The sequence below is a fragment of the Polaribacter sp. SA4-10 genome, assembly GCF_002163835.1.
Classification (GTDB): domain Bacteria; phylum Bacteroidota; class Bacteroidia; order Flavobacteriales; family Flavobacteriaceae; genus Polaribacter.
Map to the genome: position 1 here is coordinate 259,130 of NZ_CP019331.1, position 26,162 is coordinate 285,291.

At 29.4% G+C, this 26,162-nt stretch carries 28 protein-coding genes; 12 read left to right on the forward strand and 16 right to left on the reverse strand.

Annotated features, from left to right (window positions below; genetic code table 11):
- Positions 1-4: 4 nt before the first annotated feature.
- Complete coding sequence (locus tag BTO04_RS01140) at positions 5-1,597, reverse strand: peptide chain release factor 3 (RefSeq protein ID WP_087562738.1); 1,593 nt, start codon at positions 1,595-1,597, stop codon at positions 5-7.
- 127 nt (positions 1,598-1,724) lie between these two features.
- On the opposite strand from BTO04_RS01140, the gene BTO04_RS01145 reads away from it, so the two are divergent.
- Together BTO04_RS01145 and BTO04_RS01150 are read left to right on the forward strand one after the other, a co-directional pair.
- Positions 1,725-2,207 carry a TlpA disulfide reductase family protein gene (locus BTO04_RS01145; protein WP_087562739.1) on the forward strand — a complete coding sequence of 161 codons (483 nt, stop codon included), beginning with the start codon at positions 1,725-1,727 and terminating at the stop codon, positions 2,205-2,207.
- Position 2,208: 1 nt separating this feature from the next.
- Entirely contained in the window at positions 2,209-3,408 is a 1,200-nt protein-coding gene (locus tag BTO04_RS01150) for a sialidase (RefSeq protein WP_232455926.1), read from the forward strand.
- 9 nt (positions 3,409-3,417) lie between these two features.
- Here the strand turns inward: BTO04_RS01150 and BTO04_RS01155 are convergent, their stop codons facing one another.
- Complete coding sequence (locus BTO04_RS01155) at positions 3,418-4,107, reverse strand: peptidylprolyl isomerase (protein ID WP_087562740.1); 690 nt, start codon at positions 4,105-4,107, stop codon at positions 3,418-3,420.
- 109 nt (positions 4,108-4,216) lie between these two features.
- On the opposite strand from BTO04_RS01155, the gene idi reads away from it, so the two are divergent.
- The 7 genes from idi (at position 4,217) to BTO04_RS01190 (ending at position 8,187) form a co-directional block, all read left to right on the forward strand.
- Positions 4,217-4,735: an isopentenyl-diphosphate Delta-isomerase gene (gene idi / locus BTO04_RS01160; protein WP_087562741.1), complete on the forward strand. Its 519-nt coding sequence runs from the start codon at positions 4,217-4,219 to the stop codon at positions 4,733-4,735.
- Positions 4,728-5,141: a 6-carboxytetrahydropterin synthase gene (locus tag BTO04_RS01165; RefSeq protein ID WP_087562742.1), complete on the forward strand. Its 414-nt coding sequence runs from the start codon at positions 4,728-4,730 to the stop codon at positions 5,139-5,141. The genes idi and BTO04_RS01165 overlap by 8 nt, the downstream gene beginning before the upstream one ends.
- A 12-nt stretch (positions 5,142-5,153) precedes the next feature.
- On the forward strand, positions 5,154-6,125 hold the full coding sequence (locus BTO04_RS01170; protein ID WP_368356255.1) for a type I phosphomannose isomerase catalytic subunit: 972 nt from the start codon (positions 5,154-5,156) through the stop codon (positions 6,123-6,125).
- A 10-nt stretch (positions 6,126-6,135) separates the two neighbouring features.
- On the forward strand, positions 6,136-6,867 hold the full coding sequence (gene kdsB, locus BTO04_RS01175) for a 3-deoxy-manno-octulosonate cytidylyltransferase (RefSeq protein WP_087562744.1): 732 nt from the start codon (positions 6,136-6,138) through the stop codon (positions 6,865-6,867).
- Between the two features lie 10 nt (positions 6,868-6,877).
- Positions 6,878-7,570: an HAD family hydrolase gene (locus tag BTO04_RS01180; protein ID WP_087562745.1), complete on the forward strand. Its 693-nt coding sequence runs from the start codon at positions 6,878-6,880 to the stop codon at positions 7,568-7,570.
- Between the two features lie 40 nt (positions 7,571-7,610).
- On the forward strand, positions 7,611-7,871 hold the full coding sequence (locus BTO04_RS01185; RefSeq protein WP_087562746.1) for a hypothetical protein: 261 nt from the start codon (positions 7,611-7,613) through the stop codon (positions 7,869-7,871).
- Between the two features lie 121 nt (positions 7,872-7,992).
- Positions 7,993-8,187: a hypothetical protein gene (locus tag BTO04_RS01190; protein WP_087562747.1), complete on the forward strand. Its 195-nt coding sequence runs from the start codon at positions 7,993-7,995 to the stop codon at positions 8,185-8,187.
- A 36-nt stretch (positions 8,188-8,223) separates the two neighbouring features.
- Here BTO04_RS01190 and BTO04_RS01195 read toward each other — a convergent pair whose 3' ends face one another.
- Genes BTO04_RS01195 through BTO04_RS01210 form a run of 4 tightly spaced genes read right to left on the reverse strand, consistent with a single transcriptional unit; the run spans position 8,224 to position 11,315 of the window.
- Entirely contained in the window at positions 8,224-8,685 is a 462-nt protein-coding gene (locus BTO04_RS01195; protein WP_157662402.1) for a sensor of ECF-type sigma factor, read from the reverse strand.
- A 4-nt stretch (positions 8,686-8,689) separates the two neighbouring features.
- Positions 8,690-9,229, reverse strand: coding sequence for a hypothetical protein (locus tag BTO04_RS01200; RefSeq protein WP_087562749.1), 540 nt, complete (start codon positions 9,227-9,229; stop codon positions 8,690-8,692).
- 32 nt (positions 9,230-9,261) lie between these two features.
- A complete protein-coding gene (locus tag BTO04_RS01205) occupies positions 9,262-9,810 on the reverse strand; it encodes an RNA polymerase sigma factor (protein ID WP_087562750.1) in 549 nt (182 codons plus the stop codon).
- Positions 9,811-9,866: 56 nt separating this feature from the next.
- Positions 9,867-11,315, reverse strand: coding sequence for a nicotinate-nucleotide adenylyltransferase (locus tag BTO04_RS01210; RefSeq protein WP_087562751.1), 1,449 nt, complete (start codon positions 11,313-11,315; stop codon positions 9,867-9,869).
- A gap of 77 nt (positions 11,316-11,392) precedes the next feature.
- Here BTO04_RS01210 and BTO04_RS01215 point away from each other — a divergent pair, with 77 nt between their 5' ends.
- Positions 11,393-12,175: an MBL fold metallo-hydrolase gene (locus BTO04_RS01215; RefSeq protein ID WP_087562752.1), complete on the forward strand. Its 783-nt coding sequence runs from the start codon at positions 11,393-11,395 to the stop codon at positions 12,173-12,175.
- A gap of 87 nt (positions 12,176-12,262) precedes the next feature.
- On the opposite strand, the gene BTO04_RS01220 is transcribed toward BTO04_RS01215, so the two are convergent.
- Both BTO04_RS01220 and BTO04_RS01225 read right to left on the reverse strand, forming a co-directional pair.
- Complete coding sequence (locus BTO04_RS01220; protein WP_087562753.1) at positions 12,263-13,498, reverse strand: DEAD/DEAH box helicase; 1,236 nt, start codon at positions 13,496-13,498, stop codon at positions 12,263-12,265.
- A 227-nt stretch (positions 13,499-13,725) separates the two neighbouring features.
- On the reverse strand, positions 13,726-14,238 hold the full coding sequence (locus BTO04_RS01225; RefSeq protein ID WP_087562754.1) for a VOC family protein: 513 nt from the start codon (positions 14,236-14,238) through the stop codon (positions 13,726-13,728).
- A gap of 156 nt (positions 14,239-14,394) precedes the next feature.
- On the opposite strand from BTO04_RS01225, the gene BTO04_RS01230 reads away from it, so the two are divergent.
- The gene (locus BTO04_RS01230) at positions 14,395-14,670 is read left to right on the forward strand and encodes a helix-turn-helix domain-containing protein (protein ID WP_087562755.1); all 276 of its coding nucleotides are present in this window, start codon (positions 14,395-14,397) and stop codon (positions 14,668-14,670) included.
- A gap of 116 nt (positions 14,671-14,786) precedes the next feature.
- On the opposite strand, the gene BTO04_RS01235 is transcribed toward BTO04_RS01230, so the two are convergent.
- From BTO04_RS01235 to BTO04_RS01270, 8 genes are all read right to left on the reverse strand, one after another.
- Positions 14,787-15,428: an alpha/beta hydrolase gene (locus BTO04_RS01235; protein WP_087562756.1), complete on the reverse strand. Its 642-nt coding sequence runs from the start codon at positions 15,426-15,428 to the stop codon at positions 14,787-14,789.
- Between the two features lie 6 nt (positions 15,429-15,434).
- On the reverse strand, positions 15,435-15,761 hold the full coding sequence (locus tag BTO04_RS01240) for a hypothetical protein (RefSeq protein ID WP_087562757.1): 327 nt from the start codon (positions 15,759-15,761) through the stop codon (positions 15,435-15,437).
- Positions 15,762-15,765: 4 nt separating this feature from the next.
- A complete protein-coding gene (locus BTO04_RS01245; protein ID WP_087562758.1) occupies positions 15,766-17,025 on the reverse strand; it encodes a dihydroorotase family protein in 1,260 nt (419 codons plus the stop codon).
- Positions 17,022-18,971 (reverse strand): BatA domain-containing protein, encoded by a 1,950-nt coding sequence (locus tag BTO04_RS01250; RefSeq protein ID WP_087562759.1) that lies wholly within the window; start codon positions 18,969-18,971, stop codon positions 17,022-17,024. The genes BTO04_RS01245 and BTO04_RS01250 overlap by 4 nt, the downstream gene beginning before the upstream one ends.
- A gap of 11 nt (positions 18,972-18,982) precedes the next feature.
- On the reverse strand, positions 18,983-20,467 hold the full coding sequence (locus tag BTO04_RS01255) for a S10 family peptidase (RefSeq protein ID WP_087562760.1): 1,485 nt from the start codon (positions 20,465-20,467) through the stop codon (positions 18,983-18,985).
- Between the two features lie 70 nt (positions 20,468-20,537).
- Entirely contained in the window at positions 20,538-21,302 is a 765-nt protein-coding gene (locus tag BTO04_RS01260; protein WP_087562761.1) for a TIGR02757 family protein, read from the reverse strand.
- A gap of 5 nt (positions 21,303-21,307) precedes the next feature.
- Positions 21,308-21,976 carry an ABC transporter ATP-binding protein gene (locus BTO04_RS01265; protein WP_087562762.1) on the reverse strand — a complete coding sequence of 223 codons (669 nt, stop codon included), beginning with the start codon at positions 21,974-21,976 and terminating at the stop codon, positions 21,308-21,310.
- A 96-nt stretch (positions 21,977-22,072) separates the two neighbouring features.
- Positions 22,073-24,559 carry a DUF5916 domain-containing protein gene (locus BTO04_RS01270; RefSeq protein ID WP_087562763.1) on the reverse strand — a complete coding sequence of 829 codons (2,487 nt, stop codon included), beginning with the start codon at positions 24,557-24,559 and terminating at the stop codon, positions 22,073-22,075.
- Positions 24,560-24,878: 319 nt separating this feature from the next.
- On the opposite strand from BTO04_RS01270, the gene sucC reads away from it, so the two are divergent.
- Positions 24,879-26,078, forward strand: coding sequence for an ADP-forming succinate--CoA ligase subunit beta (gene sucC, locus BTO04_RS01275; protein ID WP_087562764.1), 1,200 nt, complete (start codon positions 24,879-24,881; stop codon positions 26,076-26,078).
- Positions 26,079-26,162 lie beyond the last annotated feature (84 nt).

Genomic DNA, 26,162 nt, shown 5'->3' on the forward strand with positions numbered 1-26,162 from the left:
TTTTTTAGTTTTTAAACTCACTTACAAAATGTAGTTTTACTGATGGGTATTTACTCTGAGTCATTTGAATTGTAAATGAAGAGTCTGCTAAAAAGACCAATTGACCTTGTTTGTCCTTTGCTAAATAACGTTGTTTTACGCGTTTAAATTCTTTGAATTCATCATTTTTAATATCTTCTGGTTCAACCCAACAAGCTTTGTGTACAGCAATGTTTTCATACGTACATTTTGCACCATATTCATGTTCTAAACGGTATTGAATTACTTCGTATTGTAGTGCTCCAACAGTTCCAATAATTTTACGTCCATTCATGTCCATTGTAAATAATTGGGCAACACCTTCATCCATCAATTGGTCTAAACCTTTGTATAATTGTTTAGATTTCATTGGATCTGCATTATTTACATAACGGAAATGTTCTGGAGAAAAACTTGGAATTCCTTTAAAGTTTAAAATTTCTCCTTCTGTTAATGTGTCTCCAATTTTAAAGTTACCAGTATCATGTATTCCTACAATATCTCCTGGAAAAGATTCTTCTACAATTTCTTTTTTCTCTGCAAAAAATGCATTTGGACTAGAAAACTTTACTTTTTTACCGTTTCTTACATGCAAGTAAGGAGCATTTCTTCTAAATACACCAGAAACAATTTTTATAAATGCTAATCTATCTCTGTGTTTAGGATCCATATTTGCATGGATTTTAAAGACAAAACCTGTTAATTTTTCTTCTTTAGAATCTACTAAACGTTCTTCAGCTTTTTTAGGTTGAGGGGAAGGCGCAATTTCTATAAATGCATCTAATAATTCTTTTACTCCGAAATTATTTAAGGCAGAACCAAAAAATACAGGTTGTAGTTTTCCTTCTAAATATTCTTCTCTATTAAAATCTGGATAGACTTCTTCAATTAATTCTATATCTTCTCTTAATGTTTCAGCAGCCTTTTCTCCTATAATTTTATCTAATTCTGGGTTTGATAAGTCATCAAATTCTAGCCCTTCAGAAATTGAAGTTTTATTATCGCCAGAGAAAAGGTTTAATTTTTTCTCCCAAATATTATAGATTCCTTTAAAATCATATCCCATTCCAATAGGAAAACTCATTGGTGTAACACGCAACCCTAGTTTTTGTTCTACTTCATCTAATAAATCAAAAGCATCTTTTCCTTCTCTATCTAATTTATTGATAAAAACTAACATCGGAATACTACGCATTCTACAAACTTCAACCAGTTTTTCTGTTTGAGGTTCAACACCTTTTGCAACATCAATTACTACAATAACACTGTCTACAGCAGTTAAAGTTCTAAAAGTATCTTCCGCAAAATCTTTGTGACCTGGAGTGTCTAGAATATTTATTTTTTTGTCTTTGTAGATAAAAGCTAACACAGAAGTGGCAACAGAAATACCACGCTGACGCTCAATTTCCATAAAATCGGAAGTTGCACCTTTCTTAATTTTATTATTTTTTACAGCACCTGCTTCTTGAATTGCACCACCAAAAAGTAATAACTTTTCTGTTAAAGTTGTTTTACCTGCATCTGGATGCGATATAATACCAAAAGTTCTTCTGCGTTTAATTTCCTCTAAAAAGCTCATCTACAAAATTTGAGGTGCAAAGATACGTTTTATTATAGAATTTTTTTTTAATTCCCTTAGTTTAAATAGTGCTGTTTTTACTCAGCAAAAATAAGGGTTTTCCTTTTTTTTTAGTTAGATTTGAAGTATGAAAAAAGCATTTTTTTTTAGTTTATTAATCCTAATTTTTAGTTGTAAAGACTCAGGGAAGAAGGTTAATAAAAATGAAAACACGATAAAAAACATCTCTAGTCTTGTTGATTTGGATGGGAATACATATAATACGTCAAAACTAATAGGCAAAAAAGTATTAATAAATTATTGGGCTACATGGTGTGCACCTTGTAGGAAAGAAATGCCTAATTTATTAGAAGCTCAAAAAATATTAGCTAAAGAAAATTATGTTTTTTTATTAGTTTCTGATGAATCTTTAGAATTGATTTCTGATTTTAAAAAAACTACAAATTATAATTTTACATTTTTGAAGTCAACAGCATTTAATGCCTCCTTAGGTATTTATGCTTTACCAACTACATTTATTTATAATGAAAAAGGAGAAAAAGTAGAGCAGATTATAGGTGCAGTAACTTGGGACTCTGAAGAAATGATTACAAAACTTAAAGAACTTTAAAATGAAGAATTTTAGTGTATTAGTTTTAGTGCTATTAATTATTAGTTGCGCAAAAAAAGAAATTATTGTAAGTGAAATTCCTTTTGAATTTGGAATTAATAATGCTGAGCCAAACTTAGTTGAACAAGACGGTATGTTGTCTCTTTCTTGGGTGAATTCTATTAGAGGAGAAAAAGCAACTTTATTATACAGTCAATTAGAAAATGATACTTGGAAGAAGCCAACTACTATAACATCAGGCGCTGATTGGTTTGTAAATTGGGCAGATTTTCCAGCAAATGCTACTAATGGAGATGTTTTATTAACAAGTCATTTGCAAAAGTCAGCTTCAGGAACATACACCTATGATGTTGTTCTTAATCTTCGTAAACTGAATGGAGAAATCATCAAAGAGAATTTTTTATTGAATACTGATGGAATGAAAGCGGAACATGGTTTTGTTAGTATTATTCCAAATTTAAAAGAGGGTTTTTTTGTTACTTGGTTGGATGGTAGAAAAACAGTGATGGACATGAAAGTAAGTCATCACAAAGCAATGACTATTAGAACTGCAGAAGTTTCAAAAGAAGGAACAATTTTTAATGAAACACAAGTGGATGGTAGAACTTGTGACTGTTGTCAAACATCAATAACTGTAACAGAAAACGGGCCATTAATTGTATACAGGGATCGAAGTAATACAGAAATAAGAGACATTTATTATTCAGAGCAAATTAATGGAATTTGGAACGAACCCAAACCTGTTTTTAATGATAATTGGAAAATCAATGGTTGTCCGGTAAACGGACCAAAAGTTGTTGCAAAAAATAAAACAATCGCTGTAGCTTGGTTTACAGCTGCTGAAGGAGACCCGAAAGTAAAAATCGCTTTTTCTACAGGTGCTAAAGCGAATTTTAAGGCCCCAATAATCCTAAATGATGTAGATGCAATTGGTAGAGTAGATGTTGCGTTTATAAATGAAGAAGAAGTTTTAGTTACTTATATAGAAACAGATGAAACAACTACATATTTAAGATGTAAAAAAGTTTCTTTATCAGGTGAAACCTCTAAAGCTTTTACCATTTCAGAAATAGATTCTAGTAGAAGTACAGGTGTTCCTCAATTAGAAATTATAGAAAATGTAGCCTATGTAGTTTGGACCATTTCTGTGAATAAAAAGCAACAAATAAAATCGGTAAAATTTCAATTAGAAGGAATTTAAAAGCAGGTTTTATTCAATGATTGCTACTTTCATTTTCACATCATCAACAGGCCATTCATCTACACCAACTTTTACTTTAGACATTTTATCCATTACAGAAAAACCAGAAATTACTTCACCAAAAACAGTGTGTTCTCCATCTAAATGATGCGCGCCACTTCTTTTTTGAACAATGTAAAACTCAAATGGACTAGATAATTTATCAGGGTTTTTTTCCCATTGTCTGGCAGCTGCCAAAGCGCCGTATTTATGTTTTCTGTTTTTTCTGAACTCAGGTTTCATTAAATAATTACCATATTTTCTTCGTTGCTTCATCGTATACATTTCATCAGAATTTCCTCCTTGAAGTACAAAGTTTTTAGCAATTCTGTAAAACACGGTCGTATTAAAATAATTGATTTTTGTTAAGAAAATAAAATTAGCTCTATGCACTGGAGTATCATTATATAAACGGATTTTAATATCGCCAAAATCGGTCTTGATAATTACTTTATTTTCCGTGTTTTGTTTGCCATATTCAGTAAGAAAAGCTTCTGTGTTATGTCTGTTTAAACTGTCCCAAGCTTTTGTGATTACTTCCTTTTTTACTTTCTTTTCTTTACTTAAAACAACTGATTTTTGTGTTGGTTTTTTATTGTTATCACATTGATAAAATGAGGTTAAAAGAAGTAAAAGGAATATTATATGGTAGTTTTTCATTAATAAAAGGTATTTTTAAAATGTAAAGATAAATCATCAAAATAGAACAATAGAGAAGACTTATAATTTTATGTTTTAATTAATACGTGATTTTCTTACATTTGTAAATATGGAAGAACAAGTAATTTTGGTAGATGAAAATGATAATCAATTAGGTTTGATGCCAAAAATGGAAGCGCATGAAAAAGCAGTTTTACACAGAGCTTTTTCAGTATTTATTTTTAATAAAAAAGGAGAGTTAATGCTGCAGCAAAGAGCCGCAGACAAATATCATTCGCCATTATTATGGACAAACACTTGCTGTTCTCATCAACGAGATGGAGAAAGTAATATTGAAGCTGGCAAGAGAAGGTTGTTTGAAGAAATGGGTTTTGTGACAGAGATGAAAGAAGTTTTTTCATTTATTTATAAAGCACCTTTTGATAACGGCTTAACAGAACACGAGTTAGATCATGTTATGATTGGTTATTATGATGAGGCTCCAATTATTAATAAAGAGGAAGCAGCATCTTATGAATGGATGACTTTAGAGGATGTGAAAAAAGACATTGAAAATAGCCCTGAAATTTATACAGAATGGTTTAAAATTATCTTTAAGGAATCGTATCAAAAAATTTTAGATGTCTAGAGTTACCGTTAATAGAAAAGCACATTTTAATGCTGCACATAGATTATTCAGAAAAGAATGGTCTGATGATAAAAACCTAGAAGTTTTTGGTAAATGTAGTAACCCTAATTATCATGGGCATAACTATGAATTAACAGTTTCTTTAACAGGAGAAATTGATGGAGAAACAGGTTTTGTGTTTGATTTAGGCGTGCTAAGAAAAATTATAAATACAGAAATTGAGGAATATTTAGATCATAAAAATTTAAATGTTGAAGTGCCAGAATTTAAAGATTTAAATCCTACTGCAGAAAATATTTCTGTGGTGATTTATAATAAATTGAGAGTAAGAATTCCAGAAAAATTAGATTTAAAAGTTATATTGTATGAGACTCCAAGAAATTTTGTGAGTTACTGTGGTGAATAAAATTAGATGAAAATGAATCAATTATTAAAATTTGAACCAATTTTAAAAGATAAAATTTGGGGTGGAGAAAAATTAGCTACTTTATTAAACAAAAAATCGGATAGAAAGGATATTGGAGAAAGTTGGGAGATTTCTGATGTTGAAGGAGATACGTCAATAGTTTCTAATGGTAAATTAGCTGGTAAAGATTTAAAGCAATTAATTTTAGATTATAGAAGTGATTTAGTAGGAGAAAAAATCTACAAACATTTTGGTGAGAAGTTTCCACTTTTAATCAAATTTATTGATGCAAAAGAAGCATTAAGTATACAGTTACATCCGCATGATGATTTGGCTAAAAAACGTCATAACTCTTTTGGAAAAACAGAAATGTGGTATGTAATGCAAGCTGATGAAAAAGCAAATTTAATTGTTGGTTTTCAGAAAGAAGTTACTTCAGAAGAATATATTAAGCACTTAGAAAATAAAAAGTTAATTGATATTTTAAATGTTGATGAAGTAGAAAAAGGAGATGTTTATTTTATTCCTACAGGTAGAGTTCATGCAATTGGAGCAGGAGTTTTGTTGGCAGAAATTCAGCAAACATCAGATATTACTTATAGAATTTATGATTGGGACAGACCAAACCCAGATGGAACCTTTAGAGATTTACATACAGAAGAAGCAATTGATGCAATAGATTATTCTGCAAAAGAAAATTATAAAACAGCCTATTCTAAAACGGAAAATACATCTTCAGAAATTGTTTCTTGTCCGTATTTTACAACCAATGTTCTGCCAATAAAAGGTGAAATATCTATAAATCACTCAGACAAAGATAGTTTTGTGATTTATTTGTGTGTAGAAGGCAGTGTCGTATTTAAGTACAACAATCAATCAGAAAAATTAGAGATGGGAGAAACTATTTTAGTTCCTGCTTGTATTAAAGATATTTCTATTTCTTCAGAAGGAAAATCAGAATTATTAGAAGTTTACATTAAATAAAATGAAATAAATGAAAATAATAGCTATGATTCCTGCACGTTACAGTGCTTCTCGTTTCCCTGGAAAGTTGATGAAAGATTTAGGCGGAAAATCAGTTATATTAAGGACTTATGAAGCTGCTTTACATACTAATTTATTTGATGAAGTTTATGTAGTTACAGATTCTGATGCGATTTTTAAAAATATTTCTGAAGCTGGAGGAAAAGTAGTAATGAGTACGAAAGAGCACGAATGTGGTTCTGATAGAATTGCAGAAGCTGTAGAAAATATTGATGCAGATATTGTAATTAATGTACAAGGAGATGAACCTTTTATCGATGAAGTTTCTTTATCAAAATTAATAGATGTTTTTAAAAAAGATGTTAAAAAAGAAATAGATTTAGCATCTTTAAAAGTTCAGATTACCAATAAAGAAGATATAGAAAACCCAAATAATGTTAAGGTAATTACTGATATAAATAATTTGGCAATTTATTTTTCTAGAAGCGTAATTCCTTTTTATAGAGATAAAGATGTAGCTGTTAAATATTTTAAACATAAAGGAGTTTATGCCTTTAGAAAGCAAGCATTAATAGATTTTTATCATACACCTATAACGCCTCTAGAAGCTGCAGAAAAAATTGAAGCGATTCGATATCAGGAAATTGGAAAAAAAATTAAAATGGTAGAAACTGATGTTGAAGCTGTTGGAATTGATACTCCTGAAGATTTAGAAAAAGCAAAACAATTTTTAAAACTTTAACCTTACAGGTATGTATAAAGATATAAAAGTAATTTCTTTTGATGCTGATGACACTCTTTGGGTGAATGAAACGTACTTTAGAGAAGCAGAAGGCAAATTTGCAAAACTACTTTCTAAATATGAAACAGAAAACAAAATAGATCAAGAGCTTTTTAAGACGGAAATAAAGAACCTTTCTTTGTATGGCTATGGAGTTAAGGGTTTTGTGCTTTCTATGGTAGAAAGTGCTTTAGAATTATCTAATAATAAAATACCTCAAGATAAAATTGAAGCCATTTTAAACATTGGTAAAGAGATGTTAGATAAGCCCATTGAATTGTTAGAAGGAGTAGAAGAAGTTTTACAATCTTTACAAGGAAAATATAAATTAATTTTAGCAACAAAAGGCGATTTATTAGATCAAGAAAGAAAGTTAGAAAAATCTAATTTGTTACAATATTTTCATCATATAGAAGTGATGAGCGATAAAAAACCAAAAGATTACAAAAAACTAATAAAGCATTTAGATATAAAACCTTCAGAACTTTTAATGATTGGTAATTCTTTAAAATCAGATGTTTTGCCGCTTGTTAAGGTAGGAGCTTCTGCAATTCATGTTCCTTTTCATACAACTTGGGCACATGAAGAAGTCTCAAATGACCAAGAATCTACTACAGAATATAAAACAGTTATAAATATAAAAGAAGTTTTAACGCTTTTTTAAATAAAAACACTAAATTTGCACTTTTAAAATAAAGAAGATTATGGCAAGTATAAAAAACTTAAAAAAAGATATTAATTACGTTTTAGGTGATGTTATTGAGTATGCATTAGATGTTTCTGCTTTAAAAAGCGAACCTAAAAAAGGAGATGCTATTATAGATGAGGCTATTGAAACGTTTGATAATTTAGTAGCAAAAGTAAATGCTAAAAATGTTGAGAACAAAAAAGCACATTTTAAAGCACTTAATGAAGAATTAGAAGCGAAAGCTAAAGGTTTAGTAGAAAAGATTAGTAATTTATAATCTTAACATTTATTAAACAAAAATTTAAGACCATCATTTTTTAAATGATGGTCTTTTTTATTAAATTTGTTTATACTAAAACGTAATAGTTTACGTTAAATTAATATAAACGTTATTATAAATGGCTAGAGCAATGTTTGAGTACACTAAAACTGTACTAAAAAAAGTGAGCTTTAATTCAGATTTATTTTGCAAAGAATTAGAGAAAGCGTTAAATAGATTGTTGCCTTATGAGATTGATGAGTTAACAATTTGGTTAAAACAATTTACAGCAAACAAACCAGAGTTATATGTTTGTTTAGCATTGGTTAAATAATAAAAAAAAGGAAGCATATAGTATGCTTCCTTTTTTTTATTTATTTCTGTTTCTTCTTTCTTTGTATTTCTTAAGAAGTTTTCTGTGAAAATCTCTTTCTGCTTTTTGAAGCTTAATAATTTTCTTATAAGATATTATTTTACTCAACTTAGAAAAAAGCGCTACTTTAGCTGTATACATTTGTTTATCAATGTCTAATATTTTATCAGTAATTATTTTAGCTTCTTTATTACTAATATTGTCAATGCCTCCAGAACTTTCTATTTGTTTTTTAATATCAAATTTATCAGTCATTCTTAAATCATACAATTTATGATTATAAGCATTATAAATTGGCCAAAATTTTTCTGCTTCTTTTTCAGATAATTCTAATTGCTCTGTAATATGAGAAATTTTTAAAGCTCTTAATTTTTCTTTACTTTCTTTATTTATCTGAGAAAATGTAGAAATACTAAAGCTAAAAAAAGCAAGGATAAGTATGTATGTTCTTTTTTTCATTTTTTTATTCATTTAAAAGTGATGTAGTTTCAAAAGAATTTAAATATTCTTCTAAATCAGAATCATTAATTGAGTTTGATAAAAACTCACTATCATCTAAATCTATTGTTTCTGCAACAAATGTTAAATCATCATTATTTACATTATTAGCATTGTTTACTAACCAATTTTCTATATCAGAATCTGAAATAGAATCAAAATTTACATTCTCTACTGTGTTAAAAGTAAAATTATTAATACCAATAAATAAAAGTATAGCAGCGGCAGCTGCAAAAGGAGCAAAGCGTATAATTCTTGAACGTAATGTAATTATTTTTGTTTCTTTTTTAAGTGATGAAACTTTATCTAAGATATTGTCTTCTAGTGAATTAAAATAGTTATTAGGAACAGAAAAGTTTTCCTTTTTAGGAAGCTTATCTTCTAATATTTGATTTGAAAAACGAGTTTCTATGCCATCAAAATAATTTGTTGGTGTTGTAAAACAAGTATTTTTACCAATTTTTTTGGTAATGTAATCAATGCTATTTTTCAATTCTGTATTCATCTATTCTTTAGACATTTAATTTTAGTAAAGGTTTAATTTACTGTTGTCTTAATATATTTTTCTATCTTTTTTACAGCATGAAAGTAAGATGCTTTTAATGCTCCAACAGAAGTTTCTAATATCTCTGACATTTGATTATATTTTAACGCATCAAAATATTTCATATTAAAAACAAGTTGTTGTTTCTGAGGTAAGGTTGCAATCGCTTTTTGTAGAATAATCTGAATTTCATCTCCAGAAAACCAAGCATCACTTTCTAAATTTGAAACCAATTCTTGTTGTAGCTCAGAAATATCAATATTTCTTTCTTTTGCTCTTTTATTGATAAAAGTAATAGCTTCATTTGTAGCGATTCTGTACATCCAAGAATAGAGCTTGCTATTTTGTTTGAATTTATCAATATTTTTAAAAACTTTAATAAAAGTGTTCTGTAAAACATCATCTGCATCATCATGAGAAATCACAATTTTACGGATGTGCCAATATAAACGTTCTTTATATGTCGAAATTAATTTCCGAAACGCTTTTTCTCTAGTTTGAACATTTTTAAGCTCTTCTATTAAAATTATTTCATCTGTCAATTAAGCATTTTTTATTAAGACGTAGTTTTAACTAAAAGGTTTAATTTAAAATAAAATTATTTTTTTACTCTAGATCTTGAATACCCAAATAATCTTTTTTGTTTTATTGTTTCAGAAATCCCTTCTGGCAACATTTCTTCCCAACCTTCTTCTCCGTTCACGATCATTTTCAAGACTTTTCTAGAAAAAATATCTAAAATTTCTTTATCAAAATCATCAATGTCTACAAGCTTTCCGTTATTTTTAAAGAACTTATACAGTTCTTTCATTCTTGGATGAACTTTAAGGTTTTCACTGTTAATATATTCTCCAGATTCTTGGTCGTGATATGGATACATATAAACTTTTAAGTCTCTATAGAAAAGTTTTCCAAAAGCTTCTAAAATACCACCACTTAAATTACGGTAGTATTTTTCGTCAAAAATTTGAATAAGGTTATTAACTCCCATTGCTAATCCCATTCTTTCTTTTGTAAATTCACTAAAATATTCTACTAATTTAAAGTATTGCTGAAAATTAGTGATCATTACATTTTGTCCAAGAGAACAAAGTAATTCTGCTCTGTCAAGAAAATCTCGTTCATTAATTTTACCTTCAGAAGTCAAGTTACTTAATGTTATTTCAAAAATAACTTGAGTATTTTCTTCCTTTACTTTATTTTCTGCTAGAAAGAGTTTTTTGGATTTTTTATACATCTCCATATTCACTTTCGTAACAGGTCTAAAGCTACCACGTAAAGCTAAAATGTTCTTTTTGTATAAAACTTGTGCAGGTAATAAGTTGTTGCCATCAGAACCAAACATTACTGCATTTGTCATTTTGTTTTTAAGTAATTGTAAACTCATTAAACGGTTGTCTACATACATAAAACGAGGTCCGGAGAAATTAATCATATCAATTTCTAATTGGTCATCATTTAAATTATGATAAAAAGATTTTACAAGTTCTTTAGGATTATCATTTAAATAAAAAGCACCATAAATTAAGTTTACTCCTAAAATACCTAGAGTTTCTTGCTGTAAACGAGCGTCTGTTTCTTTAAACCTAAGATGTAAAATAATTTCATTATAGCCTTCTAAAGGATCTAATTGAAAACGGATACCAACCCAGCCATGTCCTTTAAATTTTCTAGCAAAATCTATGGTTGTTACTGTATTTGCGTAACTAAAAAATAATTTATCTGGATGTTTTTGACGGCTTAAACGATCTTCCATCAAATCTATTTCATGACCTAGCATTCTTTGTAAACGCGGTTGTGACACGTAACGTTTATCTTCTTCCATGCCATAAATAGCATCAGAAAAATCTTTATCATACGCACTCATTGCTTTTGCAATTGTACCAGAAGCAGCACCAGATCTAAAGAAATTACGCGCTGTTTCTTGACCTGCGCCAATTTCTGCAAACGTTCCGTAAATATCTGAATTTAAATTAATTCTAAGTGCCTTACTTTTAGTAGTTGGTGCACTACTAATCTCTTGATCTCCTTTTAAAGAAATTGCCATAGTTCTTTTTTTGTTAGTGGAAACAAATGTACTAAAATAGAGTGCTATCAGTCAATTTTTATGCTATTTTTGTTTCAATGAATATAGAAGAGACAAAAATTAAGATTACTTTTTTAGGTACAGGAACTTCTCAAGGCATTCCTATGATTGCAAGTAATCACCCTGTTTGTTTATCTAAAGATTTAAAAGATAAACGTCTTCGTTCTTCTATTTTAATATCATTAAATGGTTTAAATTATGTAATTGATTGTGGGCCCGATTTTAGACAGCAAATGTTACGTGAAAATGTACATTCTTTAAATGGTGTTTTATTTACACATGAACATGCAGATCATACTGCTGGTTTAGATGATTTACGTCCTTTTTGTTATCAAATAGGAGAGATGCCAATTTATTTAAATAAAAAAACGTTGTTAAGTTTAGAAGAACGGTTTCAATATATTTTTTCAAAAGAGAATAGATATCCTGGTGCACCAAGTGTAAAGCCGATTTTGGTTGACACAGCTTCTTTTTTTATCAATGAAAGAGAAGTAATGCCTATTCGTATTTCACATGGTAATTTACCAATTACGGGATACAGAATTCAAAATTTTGCTTATTTAACAGATGTTAAAACTGTTGAAAAAGAAGAAAAGGAAAAACTAAAAAACTTAGATGTTTTAATTGTAAATGCACTTAGAATAGAGGAACATCCTACACATTTTAATCTTCAAGAAGCATTAGATTTTGTGAAAGAGTTAAAACCCAAAAGAACGTATTTTACCCACATAAGTCATAAGTTAGGTTTTCATGCAGCTGTTTCTAATCAATTACCAGAAAATGTATTTTTAGCATTTGATGGTTTAAAAATTGAAGTATAGATTTTTATTAAATTTATTTTAATATAAGTTTTTAGCTGCAGTTATAGCTATGAATTTTTAATCATTCTTAGTTGTATTTAGCCTAAATTAATACCAGCGTTTCTTATTCTTTTTAGAAGCTTCAGATTTTCTTCCTTTTTTGTTTGGACTAACAGTGTTTGGTTGCTTTTTCTTATGTTTTGGTTTTGAAACGGGGTAAGGATGCTCTTCAATTACTTTTATAGGTCTTTGTAAAAGTGCTTCAATCATTTTAATATAGGCGTTTTCATCTGGACTACAGAAAGAAAATGCAATTCCAGATTTTCCTGCTCTACCAGTTCTTCCTATTCTATGAATATACGTTTCAGGAACATTAGAAATATCAAAATTAATAATTGCATCTACATTATTAATATCAATTCCACGAGCAGCAACGTCTGTAGCAATTAAAATAGTTGCTTTTTTGTCTTTAAATTGTTCAATTGCTTTGTTACGTATTGCTTGAGACTTATCTCCATGAATACTCGCTACTTTATAATTATTTTTAAGAAGCGTTTGTTCTAATTTGTCAACACCAATTTTTGTTCTTCTAAAAATAATAATTTTACCATTAATTGTATTTCTTAAAAGATGTAAACATAAATCGGTTTTATTCTTTTTAGGAACATAATAAAGTAGTTGTCCTATATTTTTTGAAGAAGTTTCTTCTGGGTTAATTTCAACTTTTACAGGGTTTTTTAATGTAGATTTTGCGAGTTCTACTATTTTTTCTGGCATCGTAGCAGAAAAAAGAAGTGTTTGTTTTTTTGATGGACATAAACGTTCTATTTTCTTAACATCGTTTATAAAACCCATGTCTAACATTAAATCTGCTTCATCTAAAACAAATATTTCAATAGCGCTTAAGTCTATATGCCCTTGTAGGTTTAAATCTATAAGTCTACCAGGAGTTGCAATTAAAATATCTATACCATTTGCAAGTATTTCTTTTTGAGGCTCTAGAGATACACCACCATAAACAGCAGTTGCTATTAAATCGGAATATTTACAAAAGCTATTAAAGTTTTCTAGAATTTGTTGTGCCAATTCACGAGTTGGTGTAACAATTACTGACTTTATCTTTTTTTCTTTATTTTCAGTTGCTGGTTTTTCAGACAAAAGGTGAATAATAGGTAAAGCAAATGCAGCCGTTTTTCCTGTACCTGTTTGTGCAGCAACAATTACATTCTTTTTAGCTAAAACTAAAGGAATTGCTTTTTGTTGCACTAAAGTTGGTATGTGAAACCTTTCTTCTTTAACTGCTTTTAAGATAGATTTATTTAAATGTAAGTCAGAAAACTGCATTGAATATTTTTTTTTGCAAAGGTAGTTTAAATGAAAGTATAGTTTTTAGTGAATTGAATATTTTAAAAAGTATATTTTTGGGTTTTTTTCTAACGGTTTGTTTATGAAATGTAGCGATTAATAATCATAGATTTTTCAGTTAAACTAAATCTACAAAAAAAAAGTACAACCTTTTCAGGCTTGCAGTTTCTTCGCTATTTTTTATATACCTGGTTGCTAACTGGTTTTTATTTTGAATAAGCACCTGAAGAATATGTCAGTTCATAACTATGTGTGTAGATTTCAAAAACAATTCCAAATGGGTCTTCAACATAGCACATTTTAAAAGGCTTGTCATTCGGATAGTACTCTCTGATTGGCATTCTTTGTTTTCCTCCATAGGACAGAATTTTATCAATGAGTTCTTCAATATTTGGGTCTTGCACACAAAAATGAAATAGGCCAGTATTGAAAGGGTTAAATTCAGGTGCTTCTTTAATTCCGTTCGGAAAGGAAAATAATTCGATTCCAATTCCATCTGAAGTTGCTAAATGAGCAATTTCAAATTCAGTCCAATCGTTTCCAAAAACGTCAATACACATTTGACCAATGGCAGTTTCCTTTTCCTTTTTGACTCTTGAGGGTTCCATAATTATGTACCAGCCCATTACTTCTGAATAGAATTTTACTGCTTCTTTTATATTTGGAACTGTTATACCGATATGTGAAAATGATTTTGGATAATTTTTATTAGTTGTCATAAGTTGTATTTTAGATTGTAAAATTAATCTATATTTGTTTAATTGGCAATAACTTACTAAAAAGTGGTATAGTTACCCAAACGAGTAAAATAATGATAATCAATAATATAAAAGTTAATTTTGAATAAAGATAATAATTGTCCATTAAATTATACAATGAATTTAATAGGGACAAAATGGAAACCTTTAATTTTATTTCATTTATTAGAAGGCGACTTGCGTTCAGGAATATTACAGAAGAAAATTCCAGGTATTTCAAATAAAATGTTTACCCAAACAGTAAGAGATTTAGAAAAAGATGGGCTTATTTCCAGAAAAATTTTTCCTGTAGTACCTCCTAAAGTGGAATACAGCTTAACGAATAGAGGCGAATCACTTGAGGGTATTTTAAGAAGTTTGGATAAATGGGGTTCTGAAGATTATCAGAATTAATTAAATTGGCTCGATTTCAAAATTGTTAGCAACGTTAAAGCGTTTATTTAACGTTTTAATGTTTCATAAAGTTAGTTAGCAAAGTTCTATGAAAATAAGTTTAGTGAAAAACTAAACTATAAGCGTTCTTCAATCCAAGTTTTAAAACTATAAAAGTTTTGTGGAGCAACTCCATGGCCAACAGGGTATTCAGAATAACTACTTTTTAAATTTAAATTATCTAAAAAAGGTTTCGATTTTCTTGCCCATTCTACAGGTAAAACTTGATCTACAGAACCATGAGAAGAATAATAACTTGTTGTAATATCTTTAGAAATAGTTTCTGGTAATAACTCAGTATTAATATAACCGCTTAAAGCAATAACATTTTGCACTTTGTTTGGGTAGAAAAAACTTAACGAATAACTTAAAATTGCACCTTGACTAAAGCCTAATAAAAATGTTTTATCAGGGTTTGTATTGTACTTTTTCTTTATGTCATCAATAAAAACAGCAATTTTATCTATAGATTCTTTTGCTTGTTCTAAATCTGAAAACTTCCCGTTTTTATCATCAAAATTAATGGAATACCAAGCATATGCATTAAAACCCATAGAAAAAGGTGCTTGTGCGCTAATGATTAAAAAATCATCTGGTAATTCTTCTGCAAATGAAAATAAATCTTGCTCATTACTTCCGTAACCATGCAATAAAATTAAAAGTGGCGGTTGTGCTATTGTTTTTTTTGGTTTTCTAACCAGATAATGTAAATCACTCATAAAAAATTAAATATTTTTAAACCATTCTTGAAACTTATCTCCTAGTAATGGTACTAGTTTTTGCTGTTCTCTGAGGGCACCTAAACCACCCAATATAAAAAGTACTAAAACCCCACCTTTTCCAATATTGAAAGCTGTTAATCCAAAATATTCATAAACAATCCATTTATTTATGAAGTATAGAATGTTTAAGCCAAACGTCTGTCTAATATGAAAACTAGCAAAATAATTTCGTTTATTCTTATTTAAAAAGAAAGCAATTGGCGCTCCAATAACTGGTATGTAACTTATAAGTGCAGCAGTTTTACCTTCTTTTATAGTATGGTTTTCCAATGTATTATGAATTTAAAATCAGTTGTTTGTTTGAGAAAATACCGTATGCTTTTCCTTTCATTTTTTTATTAAAAAAGGCACTATTTTTAGAGGTAGATATGGCGTGTTCTTTAGTGAACGTATATTGTTTTTCAGGATTGAAAAGTGAAATATCAGCTATTTTTCCTTCTGCAATAGAAATTGGTTCTAGGCCAAAAACTGCTCTTGGTTTAGAAGTGATACTTTCGATAAAATGGTCTAAAGCTAAAACTGAATTTATTGCGCCAAAAGCACTTTCTAAACCAATTGTTCCGTTTTTAGCTTGACTAAATTCTACTTTTTTATGTTCTACATCAATTGGGTTGTGATCTGATGTAATTATATCAATTACGCCAGTTTTAACTGCTTTTTGCAAAGCCTTAATGTCTAATGCTGTTCTTAGTGGTGGGTTTGTTTTAAAGTTGCTATCAAAACCATGTAATTCATCATCCGTTAAAACTAAATGATGCGCAGAAACGCTACAAGTAACTTGTAAACCTTTCTTTTTTGCATCTTTAATTAATTTAGCAGATTTTGCAGTAGAAATTGTTGGAATATGTAATTTACCTCCCGTATATTCTAGTAGAAATAAATGGCTAGCAATTTGTAAATGTTCTGCCAAAGCAGGATTTCCTTTTAGCCCTAATTTTGTGCTATTAATTCCTTCGTTTGCAATTCCTTCTCCAGCAATAGAATTATTTTTTGGGAAGCTTAAGACTAAGCCGTTAAAATTTTGCGCGTATAAAAGTGCAATTTTCATCAAGTTGTCATTTGCAATTGGTTTATTGTAATCACCAAAAGCAATTGCGCCAGATTGTTGCATGTCATACAATTCTGCCATTTCAACTCCTTTGCTACCTTTTGTTAAAGCTGCAATTGGGTATAATTTTGTAGCAAAACCATTCGCTTTGTTAATTAGGAATTCTACAGCAGATTTGTTATCTATTACAGGATTTGAGTTTGCATTTACAGCAACAGCAGTAAAACCGCTTTTTGCAGCAACATTTAACCCGTTTTTAATAGTTTCTCTTTCTTCATAACCGGGTTCTCCAAAAGAAACACTTGTGTCAAACCAGCCACAAGAAACATGTAAATTTTCTTGTGCTACAATTTGATAATCTTTCTTTTCTGAAATAGAATTTTCAATTTTATTGATTTTACCGTCAATAATTAAAATGTCTTTTTTTTGATTGTGATATGGGCTTGAAGAGTCTATAATCGTTGCCGATTTTATAAGCGTGGTCATGGTTTATAGAATTTTAAAATCAAAATTTCTAAGAACAAAGATACAATTGCCAAAGCTAAAAACCATTTCCAAATTGAATGAACTTCATTTTTTTTGTTTATTTCTTGAAAGACATCTTTTATGGATGAAGAAATTGTAATGTTCTTATTTGTTTTCTGTAGTTTATTAATATCCATAAAGGTTAATAAGCTTTCCTCTTTTGGATAATTAAAAGCAAGTGTATTAATAGTTTCTTTGTCTTTTAAAATAGTGTAAAACCCTGAAGTTAAATGCTGGTCTCTTATAGTGATGCTTACTTTGTTTTGAAAATTTTGTTGAAGCGGGATAAATGAATTTTCTGAATTAGAAATGGTTAAAATTTCATCTTTGACTAATTTAGTCTCAATGTCAATTTTGTTTTCTTCATTTATTATATAGTATAGTTGCGTGTGTTTGAAGCTTAATTTCCCAAAATTATAAAAAACGGGCACTATTAAAGGTGATTTAAAGAAGTTGCTATTCTTTTTGTTAAGCGAACTAGAGATCCAATAAATACTACTTTTACTGGTTTTAATTTGAGATATAAATGAACTGCCGTTTTCAAAAGATACAATATTACTACTATTTTTTGAAGAAATAGGGTAGTAGCTTTCTACTTTAGGATATTGAAAATTAGTAACTTTTTTAGAAAATACATTATTAAATAATGGATGACTGTAATTAATATTGGTGATTTTTAAAGTGTCTTTCTTTTTTGATTTGATTTCTGCTGTAACTATTTTTTTGAGAAATGAATTGTACGAATTTATGTTAGAAATCTCACTTGGAATTATTACTAAATTTCCTCCATTTTCAGAGAAATTTACTAAGCTTTTAGAAATGATTTCAGGAATATATTCTAGTTCATTTAAAATAATTAATTGCTGTTTTGGGATGTCATTATAGTTTACATTTTGTATTGTTGAACTAGTGAAATTAAATTCTTTTTTGTTGTAAATTTTAGGTAAAAAATTGGCTTCTTTTCCTATGGATAGAATGACGATTTTTTGGGTGGAATTTAGATTGAAATAAAAGGTGTTGTCAAAAGAGAAAGTATCGTTTAAAGTTATTTTAATTTTCCCTAAAAAATTACCTTGATTTTGAATCGTAAATTGAATTATTTTTTTTCTATCTTCGTCGATAGAGAAGGATTGTTTACTTGTTAAATTTTCTTTATTAAAAATTGCAATAGGTATGTTGTTTTTAGCAGCTCCTTGATTTTTTATAATAACATTTACTGTGAAATTGGTTGTGTTCGTATTGCTAATAAATACACTATCTATAGAAATGTTGTTTTTTTGTGAAGCTGCTAGTTTAATAGCTGAAAAAGGAAGTGTTACATTTGTAAACTTATTAATGTAAGTATTCTGAAAATCAGATATTAATATATTTTTAGTTAAAGTATTTATTTTACTTTTATTTTGATTATTAATTTTAAGAAAAACCGTTGATATATCTAAATGTTTTGAGGTGTTCTTTACCTTTATAAGAATATTTTTAAGCTCTTTTTTATTGATTTCTGAGTAATATTCTGAGTTAGTTTGCAAAGAATAAGTATCTTGATCAGCAGCATTTTCTATAATTTCTTTTGCTGAAACTTGTAATAAATTACCTTTCTCTCCTTTGGTGTTTGTACTTAAAGAATTGTCTAAATAGATGTAAGTGTGTTGTTTTTTATTTGTTTTTTTGTCGCTAAAATAAGGTTGAGAAAAAGCAAAAAGTATCGCTGTAAATAAGAGTAGTCTTGTGGCTAAAATTAACCATTTTTTTATGCGAGAACTTTTGCGCGTTTCTTGAGCCAATTTCTGTAAAAAAGCAACGTTTGTAAAAGGTGTTTTTACAAACTTTTGCAATTGAAAAAGATGCACTAGAACAGGGATGATTAGTAGTGCTAAAAAGTATAGAATTTCTGGGTTTTTAAACTGCATCAAAAAATAAATTAATATTTAGCCGGTCCAATATTTCTTGAACTTTTTTTAATAAAAACACGTAAATCTTCGTTCGATTTTTCTAAATCTTCTTTACGCAAATACATCATATGTCCACTTCTGTAGCCTTTAAAACTCATTCTGTTTTTCATTTTTCCACTAGGATCAATTTTTCCCATGGTGTATTTTGCAACAGAATATGTAGTTGCACCATCATAGTATCCAGACTGCACTAAAAGGTGCAAGTACGGATTACTAGCCATCGCTTTTCGCAAGCTTTCACGCGCATCTTCATTTTCAAAATCCCAAGTACCAACAGGGCCAAACATATTGTATTTTACATCCGTTTTAAACTTTAGAATATTTTGTGTGTAGTAGTTTATTGCCGGCGTAAAAGAATGCAGCCAAGAGGTTAGTTCTGGACTATAATCTGGCCTTGTGCCAATTTCTTGTCTATCAATTCCTAAATATCTACTGTCTAATCGTCCAATAGTTTTTCCATTGGTATCACGTAAAAGTTCTTTCCAGAAGAAGCTTGGTTTCATTTCTAAATTCTGCTGTAATAAAACACCTTTTTTAATTCCTGTAAATCGAGCCATTTTCTCAGCAACACGATTTCTTTCTGCATCAGAAATGTTCCCTCCTTTTGATACTGCTGGAAGAAGTTCATTATAAGAAAAAAGTTCTGCCATTGGTAAAATTTCTTCTAAATCTTTCTGCTGAAGATCTTCAGGTAACATTTTATGATACCAGGCAGTTGCTGTAAAATATGGTAAATTCATAGCAATATCTTCTGAACCACTAGATCTAATAATTTTATAATCTGCAGGTGAAACCATAATTACTCCGTTTAAATACATCCATTGTCTGCTCTGTAATTCATTTGCTAGCTGCATAACACGGGTACCTCCATAGCTTTCTCCAATAATATATTTAGGTGATAACCAACGATTATTTCGTGTCATAAAGGTGGTTAACCAATCTGCTAAATATTTTGCATCAGCATTTACACCAAAGAAGTATTTCTCATCTATTTTTTCTCCTTTTTCTATCACAGGACGCGAATAACCAGTATTAACTGGGTTTATAAAAACAATATCTGCTTCGTCTAAAATAGAATATGGGTTGTCCTTTATTCCATAAGGTTGTATTGGATTTCCTTCGTCATCAATTTTTAAAATTTTGGGACCAGTATATGCAATATGCATCCAAACAGAGGCAGATCCTGGACCTCCATTAAAAGACATTATAATCGGCCTTTTAGATTTATCTTTAATGTCAGTTCTTGAATAATAAGTATAATATAAAGAGGCAACAATTTTTCCAGTACTGTTCCAAACAGGTTGCATACCGGTTATCGCTTTATATGGAATTTTTTTTCCTTTAATTGTAACTGAATTTAAAGTAACAATTGTTGTGTCTAATGGAATTCTGTTGTCTTGAGCACTGGAAGAAAAGCTAAGAAAAAAAAGAATAAAATAGGTGTATATTTTCATTTTGTAAAAATTTTAGATAGACCAATTTATTACAATTAAAGCAATATTTAAAACAGTTGTTAATTTCTTATTAAAACTTTTCAAAAACGCCTAAACCAAATAATGCAAAATCGTATTTCACAGGATCTTTTTTGTCTAAATTACGTAAGTTTTTGTCTAATTCAGCAACAGCTTTCCAATCATTTTGAGTTCTTAAAAGTAGTTTTAATTTTCTAGCTACATTGCCAGAATGTACATCTAAAGGACAAGATAAGTTTGCTGGATTGTGTTTTTGCCAAAGACCAAAATCTACACCAGCTTTATCGCTTCTAACCATCCAACGTAAAAACATATTTATACGTTTAGCGGCAGAATTTTTTAATGGATCAGAAATATGTTTTTGTGTTCTTTGTTGGTGTAGAACTTCAAAAAAAACATTTTTGAATTCAGAAATTGTTGTTTGATATGTAGTTGAATTGTCTTTAATGGAAAGAATACTTTCTAGACCATCATGGTTTTTATAGATATGTTGTAATGATTTAATAAACTGTTGTAAATCTATATTATTAAAAGTTCTGTGAACAAAGTTGTTTAGAGTTTCTAAATCTTTTTCTTGATGGTTTAAAACAAAATCATAAGGAGAATTGTCTAATAAATCCATCATTTTAGACGCATTTTTAATAATCATGGTTCTGTTTCCCCAAGAAATAATAGCTGTTAAAAAAGCCGCTATTTCAATATCTTCTTTTAAAGAAAAACGATGTGGAATTTGAATTGGATCTGACTCAATAAATTTTGGATTGTTATATAAAACAACTTTTTCGTCTAAGAATTCTTTGAGTTCTTTTTTTGTCATCAATATTAATTGTTTTCAAGAATTTTTCCATCTTTCATTATTAATTTTCTGTCTGCCATTTCTGCAAGTTCTTCATTGTGCGTAACAAGTACAAATGTTTGTCCAAATTCATCACGAAGTTTAAAAAATAGTTCATGTAAGTTTTTTGCAGATTCACTATCTAAATTTCCACTTGGTTCATCGGCTAAAATTACTGCTGGATTATTAATTAATGCTCTAGCTACTGCAACACGTTGTTGCTCTCCTCCAGAAAGTTCATTTGGTTTGTGGTTCATTCTGTGCGATAAGCCCAGAAAATCAAGAATCTCTTTAGCTCTTTTTTCGGTTTCTTGTTTTGGTTTTTTACCAATAAATGCAGGAATACATACGTTTTCTAATGCTGTAAATTCTGGTAATAATTGATGAAATTGAAAGATAAAACCAATGTGATTATTTCTAAACGAAGAGAGCTCTTTGTCTGACAAGTCTTTTAAAGACATTTGATTAATGGATAATTCGAAGTTTTGTTCTTTTAGAGGTTTGTCTAAAGTACCCAAAATTTGAAGTAATGTTGTTTTTCCTGCGCCTGATGGACCAACAATAGCAACAATTTCACCTTTTTTGATGTGTAAATCAACTCCTTTTAAAACCTCTACATCACCATAATATTTGTGAATATTTTTACCAATAATCATATATAAAACTTTGAACCAAAAGTATAAAAAAGAAATCAGAAATACATTGCTGTACTTCTGATTTCAACTCAAATTATTAAATAGCCATTAAAAAAATTAGAATATTTTTTTAATTTTATTATAGTCTATGAAATATACAAGCCTTACAGAAAATATATGGCTTTGTGATTGTTCAAAGAGATTATTTAAATTGTTGAAAAAATCTAAGTTAGAATTGGAGTCTTCATTAAATATTGAGTTTCTATAAAATGCAATTAACTGACTTCCAGGAGCAAATTGCCAAATGTAATTCAAGTCGATATTCCAACTATTAAAGTTGATGTCTTCACCTGTATAATCATTATTTGTATCTAAGTTTCCGTCTGCATTTAAGTTGTGGTAACTGTTGTACTTAACAGCGCCCCAATAATGTCTAAAACTTAATGATAAAGAGGAGTTTGTACTAAAGTTATACTTTCCTGAAATTGAATTTGTATAATTTTTACGATCTCTCATTCCAAAAATGATGTTTGTAGCATCCTCATCAACATAACCTTGATCATCCTTTGTTTTATTGAAATTTAACCTGTAACGTAAAGAAATTTTATTTGTAAATCGAAAACGAGGAGCAAAGCTAAAACCATAACCAGACTTTGGGTTGTTACTATAACTTGTATAATAAGCATTTGCATTTAATTCTAATTTCTTTTGAGAATTTGTAGAAATATATCCGCTAATATTTTTTCTTTCAGGCTGTAAAAAATAGATACCACTTGTGGAGCCTTGTCTTGGTTCAAAGAAATCTTTTTCTTCTGATTCGTAGTTTAAATTTCCACCAAATGAAAAACGTTTTTTTGTTTGGGCGTCAAAGTTTGTTCTAATATTATAACCAGTAAATGTTCCTGAGAAATGTTGAAAATTTAATCGATTCGTAAAATTAATGCTATATCTATTGTATTTTTTTGTCGGCTGTAAAGTTCTCCATCCCGCTTTTCCGTAGATTGTTTGTCTGTTATTTCTAAATTGAATCCCAAAATCATTTGGGTTGTAATCTTTACTTACGGCGTAATATCCTGCTTCCCAGTTCCAGTGTCCGGAATTATAACCAATACTGGTGTCATAATTATAACCATTGTTTGGGTTCTCTTTATCATCAGAAATAGCGGTCATTTTAAATGATCCATCTACATTGTATTTGCTATCTTTAGTTTCTATATGCCAATCTAAAGCTGTTGCATTAGCATCTCTAAAGCGCCCATCACGCGTAACATTTGTATTGATTAAAGAAACTGTAGAGTTTTGATTAAACTGTTGATCTAAGACTAAAATATTGTAATTTGTAAAAGGACTAATAACTTCTTTTCTGTTTGTAATAGTCTCATTGGTTGTACTTCCATTTATTTGCTCAGTTTTAGTTCTAATGGTAGCATCTGTCTTCTCTGTAATTGCATTGAAAAAACCGATACCTAAACCTTTTTTTGTTCTTCCAGAAATTTTTACGGCATTTAACATAGAAACTTTACCAGGGTAATCTATAATTTCTTCTGTAACTCTTTTACCATCTGTATCAAAGTTAGTTTGTTCTACTAATGTTGAAGACACATCGAATTGATCAATTGGAGCGGCACCAATTCTTCTAGAGTAAAACAATCTACCAATATTAAAAAGTTCTGTTCCTTCAGTAAAAAACTGTCTTTGCTCTGTAAAACGCTGTTCAAAAGGACCAAGGTTTAAAACCACATCATCAAAACCAACTTGACTAAAATCCGGTATCAAAGTAGCATCTAATGTAAAACTTTCTGTTAAACCATATTTTATATCCATACCTGCACTCCAATTAAAATCTGTATTTCCTTCAAAAGTTGTAGATGCTGCAGATGCATAAGGATATAAATTTAATCTTGTTGGTGGTTTAATGTCTCTAAAATTTGTTATTAAGCCATCATATTGTGTCCATCTTCCAACAGAATTATCAATATGCGTCCAACTATGTTTCTCGTTTAATTTTTCTAGTCTTCTATGAAAATTAAAACCCCAAGATTGTATCGGTTCATTTGCAAAACGAATTGCTCTATATGGAATTTTCATTTCTACATTCCAACCTTTCTCTGTTATTTTGGCGGCACTTTTCCAAACAGCGCTCCAATTAAAGTCTTCACGACCATTTGATATTTTTGCATCTGCTTGGTTTCCTGTGCTCTGAACAACAAATTCAAAAGGATTTTGACCATCATCATTCGGATTAATAGTCACTAAAAAGAAATCTGCTTGACTAAAATTATCTCTAGTAGCAAATTCTCTTGGAATGCCTATAGGATCTGGATCTAACATCATTGCAGAAATATATATTGCATCATCATCATAAATAACTTTTGCGGTAGTTTGATACTCATCAGAAACAAGTTCTCCGTTGGCAGGTCTAAAAACAACAAAATTTGTACAAACTATTGCATTTTTCCAAACATTATCATCTAAAATTCCATCAATTTTTGGTGCTTTTTTAACTCTTGTAGTTTTAATTGTTTTTCTATTTTGTTCATTTTGACTAGATAATTTAGTGGAAAAAAAAACAAGAATAAATAATAATAATAACTTATTTGTCATATTAATTCGTCGATTGTACATAAACACAATGCAAAAGTATTGGTCCTTTTGGTGGGGAAATCATAAAATCATGTTAATTTGTTTAAAAGACATCACAAAATTCAGATTGTTACAAGAGGTAAATATTACATATATCTTAAATAAGATGTTTGTGTAATTTGTAAGCTATTATTAAAAATATTAATATGAGATGATGTAGATTTCAATTAGGGAAAAAGCCATATAAGAGTTAATAATTTTTTATTTTATAATTTCTTGAATAATTTATAAACTTTCATCTTTGAATTTGTATTTTTGTCTCCGTTTTAAACATTTACAAATGAACTTACACGAATATCAAGGAAAAGAGATTTTAAGCAGTTTTGGCGTTAGAATTCAACGTGGAATTGTTGCTCACAATCATAAAGAAGCTGTTGATGCAGCAAAACAATTAACTGCGGAAACTGGTAAAGGTTGGCACGTTATTAAAGCTCAGGTTCATGCAGGTGGTCGTGGAAAAGGAGGAGGAGTTAAATTGGCTAAAAATTTACAAGAAGTAGAAAGTATTGCTAATGACATTATAGGTATGATGTTAATTACGCCACAAACTTCTGCTGAAGGTAAAAAAGTAAACCAAGTTTTAATTTGCGAGGATGTATATTATCCTGGAGATTCTGAGCCAGAAGAATATTATATGTCAGTCTTATTAAACAGAGCTACTGGTAGAAATATGATTATGTATTCTACAGAAGGTGGAATGGATATTGAAACTGTTGCAGAAGAAACTCCGCATTTAATTTTTACTGAAGAAATAGATCCTTTATTAGGAATTATGCCTTTTCAAGCACGTAAAATTGCTTTTAACTTAGGTTTATCTGGAGGAGCTTTAAAAGAAATGGTGAAATTTGTTACCAATTTATACAAAGCATACATTGGTTCAGATTCTGCAATGTTTGAAATTAATCCGGTTTTAAAAACATCTGATGATAAAATTATGGCAGTTGATGCTAAAGTTTCTTTAGATGAAAACGCATTATACAGACATAAAGATTATGCAGAAATGCGTGATTTACGTGAAGAAAACCCTATTGAGGTTGAAGCTAAAGCTGCAGGTTTAAACTATGTAGATTTAGATGGAAATGTTGGTTGTATGGTAAATGGAGCTGGTTTAGCAATGGGAACTATGGATTTAATTAAAGAGTCTGGAGGAGAACCTGCTAACTTTTTAGATGTTGGTGGTACTGCGGATGCAGCTAGAGTTGAAACTGCTTTTGGAATTATTTTAAAAGATCCTAACGTAAAAGCAATTTTAGTAAATATTTTTGGTGGTATTGTACGTTGTGACAGAGTTGCACAAGGTGTTGTAGATGCTTACAAAAGTATGGGAGATAGAATTAATGTGCCTATTATTTGTAGATTACAAGGAACAAATGCTAAAGAAGCAAAAGAATTGATAGACAATTCTGGAATGAAAATTATTTCTGCTACAGAATTTCAAGAAGCTGCTGATAAAGTTCAAGAAGTTTTAGAAGCTTCTTAGTTTCTTAGAAAATATATTTAGTAAAAAAGCCTCACAATTTGTGAGGCTTTTTTTTATGAGTTACTATTTACTCTCTTGTATAAA